A 12,973-nucleotide genomic window follows, 5' to 3' on the forward strand; every position below is an offset into this window, starting at 1 on the left:
TTAAGCCGTAGACGCAGGGCTACTTTAGCCCAACATCTTTCATCATTTGATTCAAAGTGCCTCGATCATAATCACTTTTGTCAGGAATCGAAACGGTCACAAACCTTTCTCCATCCGTCCAGACCTCGTGACTTCCCTTCCCTCGTTTTGGAAGTTAATAGAAGCCTTTCTTTTTAATCAGCTTGATAAAATCTCGCTTATTCATCTTGCTTCCTCCTTTGCTACATTTATTATAACATAGGTAATAACATAGGTCAAAGGTTTCTAGTAATTTTATCAAATTCCTTCAAAGCTTGTCCATGGAGTCGATATACCCATCTCACCTCATATCCCATAATCTCCGCGATTTCCTCCCATCTCTTGCCAGCAACGTATCGGTAACTTAAAACAGCACGGTTGCGCCTGTCTTCAAGTTGATCGATTAGCCTAGTAACTTTTACTTTCATATCCACTAGTCGATCCACCATCGAGTCGATTTCATTGCTAAGATCAATAATTTTAGCATAAGTATCGTCTAATCTTGATGAGCGTGACTTGCTTACTAGATCAGGCTGATATTTACTCGACTTAAATAATGACGCATATATTTTGTTTTTTTCGCAGATTTTTCGGTCAATCTCACGATCTAGTTGCTGTATTTGCTTTAAATATTTCTTTGCGTTCAAGCTGGCACTCTCCTTTTCAAAAGTATGGGTAGCTTAAACCCTTGATATTAAAGGGTTTAGCCAACTACCCAAACTTTTACACAAGCTTTTATTTTAAAAGTATGGGTAGGCTGAGCCCTTGAGCCACAAGGGTTTATGAGCATTTTGCCCAAACTACCCATACTTTATTCGCCATTCTTTTTTTATTTTCTAATAATAATCGTTTTTCAATTATTATTATTAATTTTTTTATTTAATTAAGAAAATTCTATGGGTAATAGAATAAGAAGTAGTCTAAAACCATGTGTACCAAGGGTTCAAGCTGCCCATACTTTATTTCAAAACTATGTGTAAAAGTATGGGTAAAAGTATGGGCAGTTGTAAAAGTATGGGTAATTTTTATAGTGTTTTTATATCGATTATTCTTTAATGTACAACATTACCCTTTGACCCAATCGATGAGTATCCTTAATCTTGTACCCCAAAGTGTTTAATCTCCTCGTCATCGAAGCCATTTTCTGTGGCTTTGTCCCTACTTGCTCGCAAAATTCTTTATAATCCTGATATACCATCCGCTTATCCACTTGCTGATTCACGCCGACTTGATTCACAAAGGCTAGCACTGAATCACTCTCTTCTAAGTATTGGGTCAATTGCTCATCTACAATCTCATTCTTAGATAATTGGCCACCGTTCTTTCGAATGCTGCCTACCCCTTTAAGAGCAAGGTTCAGCAGATAACTTTTCGCTTCGTCCGTGGATAATTTTTTATCCATCTCAAAATCAGCATGCTGAACGACATTGTCGCAAGGAATAATCACAAGCCGTCTTTCGATACCTCCCGACTTGTCCCTAAAGGTTGGCATGTCGTTAGCGGTGAAAATGAGCGTTGCGGTGTTCTTGAGTTTTCTGGCAGTGCTGTAAATTGGACGATACATAATCGTATTACCAGAAGCCAACGTTTTAAAGTTCATTGATTTGTCTAAATAAGAAGCGTCAATATCGTCACCGACGTTAACTAATTTATCCTCAAGTGCCATCAGAGATGTGTCATCGTTAAAAGACTCTAGGTTCACGTTAGATCCTAAATCTCCAACGAAACTATTCAGCATTTCGATAAAGGTAGATTTTCCGTTAGCTCCACGCTCGCCGACCAAGAAGAAAACTTTATGGGGGAATCCCCTCAACAGGAGGATATGTCCTAGCAACTCCTCAACAATTATTCTCAGTTGTGGTCTGTCCATGACTAAAAAATTTAAGAAATTGTCCACATCAGCGTTGTAAGCCTTAGGGTCATAGTTAACATCTAACAAAAAAGGTGTAAATTCTTCAGAAATCCCCTGCTTAACATTACCGCCGATGATATGATAGTTATTTTTTAGTTGAATAACTGAGACGTCTAATTCAATTTCTGGGGCTTTTTTACTCAATTGATGGATCACTTCAGCGTCTTGGGCTTTTGTTAACTCTCTAAGTCCGTTGAACGCACGTAAAAGCTTATTCTCGTCACACGTCCAAATAAGGCCGTCCTTAAAGTAAGTTTTGTCTTTATAGCGATAGATCTCTAAGTCCTTGACAATCTCATTAGCGAACTCGATAGCGTCAAATTTGCCCTCTAATTGCTGAGTGGCTGAGAACTTTTCAGCAAAAGAGTACTCTGTGTAAATGTCCTCAATTCGCTTGCCTAAAAACTCATTGAGTTTAACCTCATTTTCTTCAGCCCATTCTTCATTGCCCATGGCTAGGAGTCTGACGTATTCTCTTGCATGGGATTCTTGAATCTCACCTGTCAAAACCGCCTTGCCAATGACAGAAATTGCTGATAAGGCGTTGCCATACTCAGACAGGTGCTCTTGTTCTCTTTGAATGTAAGATCTTATCATCTGAGCCGATTGCCTTTTAGAAAGCTTTTTAACTTTCTTGGCCACAGTTGCCTTTTTATGTTTCTTCTCTAGCTGTTCGGGTGTCCAAGTGTTCGAAAAATTAATCTCTATCACTTCAAAGCCACCGTAAAATATACGGCTACAATCTTTAGGCGCTTTATCTGCTTGTGGGTAGCGCTGCATAAGCCACTCATAGGTGCGTGTGACCTCGTCTGAATCCTTGATGATCTTATCAAGAAAGATCACTACTCTAAACTTCTGCCAATGAGGCTTGTAAGAGAAAGTTTTATACACAAAAGCAGCATTCTGCCTCATCCACTCATTGGATAGCACATCATCAATCGTGACATAGTTTTCACCTGAAGCGACTTGACCGTTAATCGTGTTGTCAAAGTCCAACATCATAACCTGCTGACTGATAAAATTGGATTTAGACCTCGTCCCATCCATCAGACCTAGGCAAACGGTGTGACCGTTGCCTAATTTGTCCGCTAATTGTTCAGGAGTATAAGCTTCTAGATGGTCAACAATCGACTTACTGATGGATGCGGCCGTCCGTGCGTCTGGCTTGTGGTTGTAGGGGATGGGGTGCACATGTAAGGTGTAGTACATGAGGTACTCCCCTTTCTATTTGGTTAAAACGGTAAATCGTCCTCAGTTAGATCGGCTGGTTCAACACTTGGCGCCATATCTTCCGGATAAGCTTTAAATTCATAGTTAGATACGACTTTACCTTTCTTAGTAGTGGATTGCTTAACTTCTAAAATCAGTTGCTTGCCTTGAGCGTGTGGTTGAATAGCTTCTCCTAATGTATATTGATCCTCCCAGTTTTCGTCGGACGGTTCAAAACCAATTACATCACAGAATTGAGCAATCAGTTTGATATTTTTTTCGAGAATGAAACGATACTTTTGGTTCACTTCAGTCGTTGGATCAAGATTTACATTGATAAATTCTTTACGGCCTGTATAATCACCTGTTAACACTTCGGCTGAAATACAGATACACTCGTAGCCACTTTCGTAGGCGTTATAATAGGCGTTGTTGATCACTACATCATATGTACCAGTTGGCAACCCTTCGTTGCTCATTTGGTTGGGACTGTCTTTTTTAGGGTCAAAGTTTTGCAAAGTTTGTTTAGCGATTTCTAATAATGACATATTTTGTACACTCCTTATTTAATGACTGGTTTAGTACGGCTAGCGACTGGTTTGGCTGGTTTAATAGGTTCGTTTTTCTTGTCATTTCCTTCTTCGATTACGATCTCTTCTTTCTTCTCAAGCTCCTTCACGATAGCGTCTTGAGTTTTCTTATCTATTTGTCTTGATCTTTCAAAAGCTCCTGTGATTGAGTCAAGAATTTTAACCGTTCGCTTATCTTCAATAGCTTCACGGTCGTAATTCTTACGTTTGCTCTTAACTACACGAATGTAATTCTTACCAATTTTCTTGCATTGGATCATGTAGTCACAGTTACCGTTAACTACGTTGACCAGCTTTTCTTTTAGAGACGGAATTTCATAAGTAACATTATCTTCTGAGATGGTCTGAATCCGTGACACGTAGACAACGTTTATAGGTAGCGCCTTGAGCTCAATTACTAATTGCTGAAAAATGGAATTGAAAGCAGCATAGCCTTTTCCATATCCGATATCAACTAACGTCTCTACTCCTTCACGGTCACATACATAGAACTCGATCATTGAAGCAATGTCATCAATAACGTCTAATACGATCGTTTCAAAGCCGTGATGAGTTGTCTGCAACTCTGTGATAATTTGGTCTAACTGTTCAACAACAGATTGACGGATTTTTCCGTCCTTGCCACGGATGTTCCGAAGCGGAATGCTAGGATATGGATTGGCCGAAGCATTGCCGTCTGTGTCAAGAAACAGGGGATTAGGGAACTCTCCAGCAAGGTAGGACTTGCCGTTCATGGTTGCCCCATAGATGAAAAAATTCTTAGGTGTGTCGGTTGTCTTTTGCTTTTTGTTTGGTGGTAAAATGCCCATTTTACTTCTTCCTTTCTGTTAACTTCACATAGCCTTTACGTTCGCTCGTGGTTAAATACTCATCGTAAATATCGGGATGTTCTTCTTTAAAACGCTTGGAATCAAAGCGATTAGATTTTGACGGCAAGACCCTAGTGACAACAAAGAACGGAGTCTCCCATTTTTTTATGCTATATTCAGTCATTTTTTGATAAAGCAGCTCTTTAGCTTCTTTCTCAATGGCTTCTAGTCGTGCGACTTCTTCTTTAAATTTTAGGATGGTAGGGGCCACTTTATTTAATCTAGCCACTGCTACATCCATGTCTGTCCCAACGGTCATAAATTCAGACTCGGTCATTTCTGGATTGTCTTTTAAATACTCACAACGGATCCAAAATGTTTCGATCGCATCTAGGATTTGTTTGATTTTGCTTTCATCTCTTTTAATGACTTCGATCTTTAAGCGTTCTGCGTCAAACTCAATATCAAAGTCTGATGGTCTTTCGTACATTGCAAGCCATCCTTCTTCCAGCCCCAACTGGTGCATGTACAGTTGCATCTGCACCTCGTAGACATTCAGTTTAGGATTCTTGCCGTGTGTCTTAACTTCGAGTAATAACTTGTGGTCATAGTCAACGCCGTCCACGTTAGAACGGATTTTCTTGTCTTTATCGATCGCTGTGTCAACGATAAAGTGAGCTTCAGTCGTAGCGTTAATGTACTCTCTGATTTGTGGTTCTAATTGATTACCGTATTGAGTGTACTCGTTGCTGATAAACTCTTTAGGTTTGATCTCCGTCTTCTCAAGTGCCAGCTCATACTGTGTTTTGTATGGATTGATCCCTAGAATGGTTGGAACATCAGAACCACCGACATAATAATTCCGTTTTTGTGTTACGTTAGGGTCTTGCTTTTGCAAGCCAAAGCCTTTAAATCCGCCCACCATATTAATCACCCGTTTCAAATAAGTCGTTAAAACAATCGCCACATAACCCTGAAATAATTAGCTCTCGCTCACTTGACGCTAAATAGGGGAAAGCGTTTTGTGCATATTCGCCTTGCTCATATCTTTCTAAATCTTCAGAATTAACCGCTAAATCATAGCTCTTGTTGCATGCAATGCATGTTTTGTGAATAATCTTGTTTCTCATTTTCATCCTCCTAATTTTGTTTGTTGGTATAACTTTTCATCAAAGTCTTTCTTATTGTTTAGGGCTTGCCATACCGCTTCCTCTATGGTTCCCTTGGTGGTGAACTTATAAACCGTGACTTTATTCGTCTGTCCGTTGCGATAGGCTCGTCCTAGCGCTTGCGTGTAATCTTGATAGCTATAAGTTGGTGTGTAGAAAACAACCTCCGTACAATACTGCAACTCAATCCCACTTGATCCCGCTTGATACTGAATCAAAGTGACGGAGTTATTTAACTCGCCCCATTCTGATTTATCGGGCAAGCTTGACTTGTTGCCGTTTACTGCATAGATTCTTTTGTTGTGCTTTTCGCAAAGCTTTTTCAGCTCTTCAAATTCTGCTTTGTACTGATAAAAGATCACAATGTTTCGGTTCGATCCCTCAAAGAACATATCCGCCCAATCTAGCTTATCTTTTTGGTTGGTGTAATATCTCAGACCGTGCATAAGTTTCGGCATTGTATCGTAAGCCTCATCATTAAGCACACGATCTTTTTTAAGCTTCTTATATTCTTTTGATGGTTCAAAAGATACCGTCTCGAAAACTAAAGGTGGTAAATCTAAAGCTTCATCTTTACTGATTGAGACAGTAAAACTCTTGTACCATTCCTGGAGTTGCTCTTCATCTCGCCATCCGACAATCTTCGGAAAAGTAATGTTACCCATCGTTATATTTTGGAAAATAGCATGTTCTTTATTGAATTGTGTTTTGTTTTTAGCAAAACCAAACATGATAAAGTAATTCACGCTATCCTCCCAACCGTTAGCCATCGGCGTAGCAGTTAATAAGCTAAAATGTGTTGCTGATTGAGCGATTATATTTCCTTGTTTCCCTCTTTTTGATGTCGGGTTTTTGATATAGTGCGCCTCATCAAAAATCACAAAATACTTTTCAGACGGAATTGAAGTCCTGGCTAATATTCCGTATGAGATAACCTCATAGTTTATACTGATACCGTATGTATCGCATATAAACTTGATGTCCCGATCCCATCCACCTTCCTTCTTTTTGGCAGGCGGGGCAAAGATAAGTAGTTTCTCACCGTTCGAATATTTTAGATAGTGATGAATGGCTGTTATGGTCTTGCCCGTACCCGTGTCCAACGCAAAGAAATAATTAGGGTTAGATTTTTTTATAGCTTCTCTTTGAAATTGGTAAAGGATGTCATCTCTATAAATCAGTTAGTCCACCCTCTCCCAATGCTGATTGGATCTCTTCAACGCTCCTAGCCACAATCGCAATCCCACCCGCTTCTTCTATTTGCTTAAGCTTTAGCTTTTGCAAAGCAGAAGTGACACCACCATTAGGCCTTTTAACCTCAATCGCTATAAAACGCCCCTTATAACACGCTAGAATATCTGGTATTCCTGAAGCTTGATAGACTGATCCGCCATGAATCTTTTCAAAGTAAGCACCAATTGAAGCTAAGTAGTTTTTGATTTTGTTCTCTACTTGTTTCTCTGGATTGCTCATTTATAAATTCTCCAAAATTCTAAAGATGATCTTAGCAGCCACATTTAAGTCTTGAACATTCGTAGCTTCTTCATATGTTTCTAGCGCCTTAGGCAACATTTCGTAATAGGTATTCTGTCTTAACTCTTTAACTGTTTCAGTGTCTTTAGGCTTCCATTTAACAATGATCGTTCTTTTCCCTTCATTGTAGCTAGAATCAACCCATCCCCTTATGTTCAAAACGCTTAATGTATCAGCTGCTCTTTTGTTCGTAATACCTGCTGTCTCAGCAATCTCATCATTTGTTGCATGAGGGTGTTCTCTCAGAAATTCCATTATCCTCTGTGTTATTGGTTTTTTTTCATGGCTCATGGCGTAATTTTTCCTTTCTGTGTTATACTTAACTTAGTTATTTTTGGTAAGTCGATCACTGTTTAGTGATCGGCTTTTTTCGTACTCCAGAAGCTCTAACAGTGCTTCTGCCTCTTCTTTATATGGTTCGTACCCCGATTCGATATAAGCTTGAATGCGTGAGTTGATTGCTAGTAGTATCCTTTTTGCATCTTTCATTTTTTATCCACCCCAAATTCTTCTTCTGGATAATAATAAAATTTTTGTATTCCTTGGCGGTGTTCTTGATGATAGATTCTATCGGTATCAAATGCTAGATAAACGATAACAGCAAAGAATGCCAAGACAATTAGAACTGATTTACAAATATCTTTTAGCGCTTCTTTCATTGTTTTCACTTCCATTCTATTCTTTTGAAATTTTCGTCTACCCAGTGTCTAAATTTATATTTGTTAAAGCGCCAAGGAATGCCTTGGGTATCAGAAAAGAAAACTATTTCGCCTTCAAGTTCATTTCTGAATGGGTAAAGGACTAATTCCTTAATTTTGGCGAAAGTTTTAATTCCTAACATCTCGCAAGCCCATTTGCTATCGCCAACAGAACCTATCTCAAGTTGCTTTTCTAGTTCCGCTAGCTTCTTTTCATATTCTTTGGCTTGGACTTGTTTTTCCATTTCAAAGAGTTCTGCTAATTCCATTTCATCACCTCCTTATTTTTTCTCTCCATGCTATAATCACCTAAAGGAGATGATTATTATGAACAAAATTAACATAGATTTTTTAGGGTATACTAAAAATATTTATCTTAATTACCCTAATGTTTGCCCTCATTGTGGAAGAGTTATGTCACCTAAACTTGTTTCTGTTTCAAATAGCGACCAAAAATTCACACCGAAGCATTCCAGCTTTTCCCTAACTTTCAAATGCAGTTACACCGACTGTCAAAAATACTTTGCGGTAGAATATATAGCCACATCAGAAAGCCAAGCCAGAAAGGTTGATTATTCATATCGTCCCCCTGTTAATGTAAACTTTCCTGCTAAAATCATGTCCCTATCTAACATGTTCGCTTCTATTTATTTTCAGTCAGCCATTGCCGAATCTGAACATTTTAGATTTAATTGCAGGGGTAGGGTATCGGAAAGCTACTGAATTCTTGATTAAAGATTATGCGATTCATAGATATCCTGAAAATCAGAACAAAATTGAAAAGCAGCCTCTAGCTCAAGTTATTAAAGAAAATTTCACTGACTTCCCAAAACTTCAAAATCTATCTACAGCAGTTGCTTGGATCGGCAATGACGAAACTCATTACGTTCGTAAACATGACGATAAAGATCTAGATGATTTGAAACGATTCATTAATTCAGCAGTTCATTTTATCTCTGCTGATTTAGATGCTGACGAAGCACTTTCTTTCACCTCTAAATGATCAAGCTTGCGGTTAATTTCGTTCACTTCTTCAGCAATATAAGCGACAGTCTTCAATATTTCATTGAGGGCTGTTTTTTCTAATGTATCCATCCCTCTCTCCTTTCTACTCCCCTGCGAGGGGTACAAAGTAAAGTTGCATTTTAATCAACTTTTTCTTTAAATTTTTTTACGATGTTATAAACATCGATAAAATCAACACCTGTTAATTTCGCTATACCCTCCATGCCATCTACACCTATCATATTTGGCGATACTCTCCATTTATATAATGTAGAAGGTTTAATTCCTAACTGTTCAGCTATATAAGTAAGTTTGTATCCTGTTTTATCTAACAAATCATCAAGCGGTTTAAAAGTTTTTGCCTCCAAAACATCACCCCCATTCTATTTCAAATAATAATCATTATTTGAATAAAATTATTAATCCCGTAACGATAATACCCAATCTCACAATTTGAATAATTAGTTTTCCTATTCTTTTCATTGTGGTCTAGCCATGAAAAAGTGCTATAATATGTCTAGGTTAAGGGGGCTAAGCCCCTTAATCCTAGTTGATACTGTTTAGTATCATTTTAATGACTGTTGCTAGAGTCCCAATCTCTAGCGCCAATCGGATGAGTTTGCTGACTAGTTCAGTAAGCTCATCTATTTTTATAGCAAGCTTTTTCATGGCTTATTACCTCCTTTCCTTAACTTCTGAATCAAGTATAGCATGATGTTGATTTTTTTGCAACTATTAAATTGATTTTTTTGCAACGTTTTTGTTTACTTTTATTCAACACCTTAGTATAATTTAATGTAGAAAGAAATGAGGTGATGAAAATGGAAAGCGAAATTATATTTGGCGAAATGCTTAACTACTTTAGAAAAAAGAATAACCTAACTATGGAAGAGTTAGGCGAAATGATGGGAAAAACTAAATCCGCAGTATCAAGATGGATTTCTGGGGATAATTACCCTAAAGTCGATGATATTGAAAAACTTACTAAGATATTTAATACCGATGTACAAACGTTAGTATTCGGCGGAAATCAATCTAATAAAACAAACATCCAAAACCTATACGACCAACTCACCCCACCCCGCCAACGCAAGGTCTACACCTACGCTGAACATCAATTAGATGAACAGAATAATACGATCCATGAATCCTCCTCCATCTACCTTGTGGGCGCAACGGCAGCAGGTGCACCTCTTGAGTATTCTCAATTAAATGCTGAACAGATCCAGACGGAGATCCCACACGGCGCAGACTATGCCCTGACCGTCAAAGGCGACTCGATGGAACCATTGATCGAGGACGGTCAAATAATCTTTTATCGTGAACAATCCACGGTTGAAAATGGCGAAATTGCCATCGTGGAGTTAAACAGAAACGAGGTGACTTGCAAGAAGTTCTATTATAACGGTGAACATGTTGTGCTGAAGTCGATTAATGATAAGTATGAAGATATAGTCGTTAAAGATGATGTTAGGGTCATCGGGAAAGTTATTATTTAGGAAGGGAGAATTATTATTGGTCAAGATAGTTGCAAATGGTAATGAAATTCAAATTTTAAAATCAGATACTGACTATATTAGTTTGACGGATATTGCAAAGTACAGTAATCCTGATGACCCTAGAATAGTGGTTTCTAATTGGATGAGTAATTACTCTACAATCGATTTTCTATCAGTTTGGGAATCAATTAATAATCCAAATTTTAACCGTATGGAATTCCATACGGTTAGAAGTAAAACAGGAAGATTAGTAATGACCCCCAAAAGATGGATTGAAGACTTGAATGGAATTGGAATCACTTCTAAACCAGGAAGATATGGTGGTACATATGCTCATTCAGATATCGCTTTTGAATTTGCTTCTTGGATATCACCTGAGTTCAAACTTTATATTATCCAAGACTATCAACGCTTAAAACAAGAAGAATCTTATAAAAACCAAATTGAATGGCAAACTAATCGTTATATATCAAAGTTAAATTATTCTATACATACTGATGCTATCAAAGAACATCTTATCACGCCTGAATTAACTCCCAATCAAATTCGTTATACATATGCAAATGAAGCGGATATGTTAAATACAGCTTTATATGGAATGACAGCAAAAGAATTCAAAAGAAGGTACCCAAATAAAGAAGGTAACCTTAGAGATAACTCTACGATCGAGCAATTATTGATTATGAATAATTTACAGGCCATCAATGCTGAGATGAATAAACAAAACGTACCGATGGCTGTAAGGTTGAGAGAACTAAACAGAATTGCTAGAGAACAACAAGAAATTCTTATTAATAGTAACCAGAAAGCATTACAAGACTTAAAAAAACTACAATAAAAAAATCCCACTCCCTCTAACTTGGCGGTCTGAGGAGTGGGATCTAACCAAAACACCCTATAGTAGGGCTATTTATGCGCCTATTATAACACATTTTGCACGCATTATAATAGGAGGAATACGTATGGCAATAAAAAAAGATAAAAAGACAGGTCTTTGGAACGTCCGAGTATCATATAAAGATGAAAATGATAAGTATCGGACAAAGAATAAATCGGGATTTAAAACTAAAAAGGAGGCAAAAGTATACGAGGGAAAATTAAAAGAAAAAGTCATGAATAACTATTCTTTTGTTGACGAGGATACTACTGTAGCTGAATATTTCGAAACATGGTGCGAAACTTATAAAATGAAAGACGTGAGTCCGAGTACGCTTAATCGGTACAGGCTAAATATAAGGTTAGTAAAACAATTCTTTAAAAAAAGGCGACTAAAAGATTTAACACGCCTTGAATATCAAGCCTTTCTAGACGAAAGAGGGAAGACTTGCGGACAAGACGTTCTTGAAAAAACTCATTACGCCTTTAAAAAATGCATGGAAGACGCTCTTCACGATGGCACTATAACCAAAGACCCCACCTGGCGAGCTCAACTCAATTATACAGCTCCAGCAAGCTCAAGAATTAAATATTGGAATCAAGACGAACTAGACAAACTTATTCAATACTTCAGTAAGATCAAGGTGCCAGCTGATATGCTTTATTATTTGTTGGCTACAACGGGTATGCGTATCGGTGAAGCTTATGGCCTTAGCTGGGCAGATATTGAAGATAACCTTATTCACATCAATCGTGGCTATAACCATAGCTATAAGCTGTTTACAGATGGCAAAACCAAAGCTTCTATTCGAACGATTCAAATTGATCATCAAACCCAATTACTACTTAATCAGTATAAACTAGCCTATCGTAAACATTGCCCCACATACTTATTTCTAAACCACTTCAACGACCCAATCATAACGTACGGGGGAGCGTCTAAGTATCTGAAAAAAGTTTGCAAGGAATTAGAAGTAGAAATATTAACACCTCATGCATTTAGGCATAGCCATTGTAGTTATCTGATTTTTAACCACATCGATATTAACTACATTGCGAATCGCTTAGGGCATTCAAGTGTGATAGAAACCCAAAAGACTTACAGTCATGTCATCAAAGAACTAAAAGCGAAAGAAGAAACTAAAACAATTGAAGCCATCGAACGTCTTACAAATCGTGCAAAATGAATGCAAAATTATTTTGCATTCTTTCGCTTTCTTTTAAAATCTTGAAAAAACAAAAAAAGCCACAAACCGCTACATAATGCAGTTTGTGACCTGTTTAAAGATTTTCTATAACGATCTTTAAACAATACCTAGAGCCACTTGCCGGGCTTGAACCGGCGACCTCATCCTTACCATGGATGCGCTCTACCAGCTGAGCTAAAGCGGCGCAATTATTTACAGTGTATAGCATACCCTATCCATTAAGAGCTGTCAATACTCTTCAATCACTCGTTAGAGTAGACGGAATAAAAAAGGATCAGTGGTGCTCCCCCACCAATCCCCTCTTACTCCGCAAGTAGGACTCGAACCTACGACATCATGATTAACAGTCATGCGCTACTACCAACTGAGCTATTGCGGAATGAAGCATGGCGACGTCCTACCCTCGCAGGGAGAAACCCCCAACTACTATCGGCGCAAAGAAGCTTA

Annotated in this window: 18 protein-coding genes, 2 tRNA genes and 1 pseudogene; 4 read left to right on the top strand and 17 right to left on the bottom strand. The window is 38.0% G+C overall.

The features are described 5' to 3' along the window. Positions 1-19: 19 nt before the first annotated feature. The 13 genes and pseudogenes from D3H64_RS10575 to D3H64_RS06175 form a co-directional block, all read right to left on the bottom strand. Positions 20-136, bottom strand: a pseudogene (locus D3H64_RS10575) (type II toxin-antitoxin system HicA family toxin); the annotation flags it as partial. Between the two features lie 118 nt (positions 137-254). Next, complete coding sequence (locus D3H64_RS06130) at positions 255-665, bottom strand: DUF1492 domain-containing protein (RefSeq protein ID WP_121565394.1); 411 nt, start codon at positions 663-665, stop codon at positions 255-257. A 398-nt stretch (positions 666-1,063) separates the two neighbouring features. Next, positions 1,064-3,139, bottom strand: a complete 2,076-nt coding sequence (locus D3H64_RS06135) for a phage/plasmid primase, P4 family (RefSeq protein WP_233554902.1) — start codon at positions 3,137-3,139, stop codon at positions 1,064-1,066. Positions 3,140-3,162: 23 nt separating this feature from the next. Continuing rightward, a complete protein-coding gene (locus tag D3H64_RS06140) occupies positions 3,163-3,687 on the bottom strand; it encodes a DUF669 domain-containing protein (RefSeq protein WP_121565395.1) in 525 nt (174 codons plus the stop codon). 14 nt (positions 3,688-3,701) lie between these two features. Then, positions 3,702-4,538 (bottom strand): AAA family ATPase, encoded by an 837-nt coding sequence (locus D3H64_RS06145; protein WP_121565396.1) that lies wholly within the window; start codon positions 4,536-4,538, stop codon positions 3,702-3,704. 1 nt (position 4,539) lies between these two features. Continuing rightward, positions 4,540-5,505 (bottom strand): lambda-exonuclease family protein, encoded by a 966-nt coding sequence (locus D3H64_RS06150; RefSeq protein ID WP_370448456.1) that lies wholly within the window; start codon positions 5,503-5,505, stop codon positions 4,540-4,542. Beyond that, a complete protein-coding gene (locus tag D3H64_RS06155) occupies positions 5,465-5,668 on the bottom strand; it encodes a hypothetical protein (RefSeq protein WP_121565398.1) in 204 nt (67 codons plus the stop codon). Before D3H64_RS06155 ends, D3H64_RS06150 begins: the two co-directional genes overlap by 41 nt. Positions 5,669-5,670: 2 nt before the next feature. Further along, positions 5,671-6,588 (bottom strand): helicase-related protein, encoded by a 918-nt coding sequence (locus D3H64_RS06160; protein WP_370448457.1) that lies wholly within the window; start codon positions 6,586-6,588, stop codon positions 5,671-5,673. 289 nt (positions 6,589-6,877) lie between these two features. Beyond that, on the bottom strand, positions 6,878-7,180 hold the full coding sequence (locus D3H64_RS06165; protein ID WP_121565400.1) for a VRR-NUC domain-containing protein: 303 nt from the start codon (positions 7,178-7,180) through the stop codon (positions 6,878-6,880). After that, complete coding sequence (locus D3H64_RS06170; protein WP_121565401.1) at positions 7,181-7,531, bottom strand: hypothetical protein; 351 nt, start codon at positions 7,529-7,531, stop codon at positions 7,181-7,183. Between the two features lie 33 nt (positions 7,532-7,564). Further along, complete coding sequence (locus tag D3H64_RS10235; protein WP_158589242.1) at positions 7,565-7,729, bottom strand: hypothetical protein; 165 nt, start codon at positions 7,727-7,729, stop codon at positions 7,565-7,567. Continuing rightward, a complete protein-coding gene (locus tag D3H64_RS10240) occupies positions 7,726-7,899 on the bottom strand; it encodes a hypothetical protein (RefSeq protein WP_158589243.1) in 174 nt (57 codons plus the stop codon). Before D3H64_RS10240 ends, D3H64_RS10235 begins: the two co-directional genes overlap by 4 nt. Positions 7,900-7,904: 5 nt before the next feature. Beyond that, positions 7,905-8,207 (bottom strand): DUF771 domain-containing protein, encoded by a 303-nt coding sequence (locus D3H64_RS06175; protein WP_121565402.1) that lies wholly within the window; start codon positions 8,205-8,207, stop codon positions 7,905-7,907. A gap of 395 nt (positions 8,208-8,602) precedes the next feature. Here D3H64_RS06175 and D3H64_RS10410 point away from each other — a divergent pair, with 395 nt between their 5' ends. Beyond that, entirely contained in the window at positions 8,603-8,941 is a 339-nt protein-coding gene (locus D3H64_RS10410; RefSeq protein ID WP_233554903.1) for a DUF4145 domain-containing protein, read from the top strand. A gap of 142 nt (positions 8,942-9,083) precedes the next feature. Here the strand turns inward: D3H64_RS10410 and D3H64_RS06185 are convergent, their stop codons facing one another. Together D3H64_RS06185 and D3H64_RS10520 are read right to left on the bottom strand one after the other, a co-directional pair. Beyond that, on the bottom strand, positions 9,084-9,311 hold the full coding sequence (locus tag D3H64_RS06185; protein ID WP_121565403.1) for a hypothetical protein: 228 nt from the start codon (positions 9,309-9,311) through the stop codon (positions 9,084-9,086). Positions 9,312-9,489: 178 nt separating this feature from the next. Next, complete coding sequence (locus D3H64_RS10520) at positions 9,490-9,612, bottom strand: hypothetical protein (protein ID WP_255421003.1); 123 nt, start codon at positions 9,610-9,612, stop codon at positions 9,490-9,492. Between the two features lie 152 nt (positions 9,613-9,764). Here D3H64_RS10520 and D3H64_RS06190 point away from each other — a divergent pair, with 152 nt between their 5' ends. The 3 genes from D3H64_RS06190 to D3H64_RS06200 all read left to right on the top strand — a co-directional run bounded on the left by D3H64_RS06190 (position 9,765) and on the right by D3H64_RS06200 (position 12,505). Then, on the top strand, positions 9,765-10,442 hold the full coding sequence (locus tag D3H64_RS06190; RefSeq protein WP_233554904.1) for an XRE family transcriptional regulator: 678 nt from the start codon (positions 9,765-9,767) through the stop codon (positions 10,440-10,442). 16 nt (positions 10,443-10,458) lie between these two features. Next, positions 10,459-11,280 (top strand): KilA-N domain-containing protein, encoded by an 822-nt coding sequence (locus tag D3H64_RS06195; protein WP_121565405.1) that lies wholly within the window; start codon positions 10,459-10,461, stop codon positions 11,278-11,280. 124 nt (positions 11,281-11,404) lie between these two features. Continuing rightward, the gene (locus D3H64_RS06200) at positions 11,405-12,505 is read left to right on the top strand and encodes a tyrosine-type recombinase/integrase (protein WP_121565406.1); all 1,101 of its coding nucleotides are present in this window, start codon (positions 11,405-11,407) and stop codon (positions 12,503-12,505) included. A 132-nt stretch (positions 12,506-12,637) separates the two neighbouring features. Here D3H64_RS06200 and D3H64_RS06205 read toward each other — a convergent pair. Continuing rightward, a tRNA-Thr gene (locus tag D3H64_RS06205) sits at positions 12,638-12,710 on the bottom strand. A 121-nt stretch (positions 12,711-12,831) separates the two neighbouring features. Beyond that, positions 12,832-12,905 (bottom strand) — tRNA-Asn (locus D3H64_RS06210). Between the last annotated feature and the right edge of the window lie 68 nt (positions 12,906-12,973).

Origin of the sequence: Atopobacter sp. AH10 (assembly GCF_003664595.1) — a bacterium.
In the GTDB taxonomy this organism is placed as follows: domain Bacteria; phylum Bacillota; class Bacilli; order Lactobacillales; family Aerococcaceae; genus Atopobacter.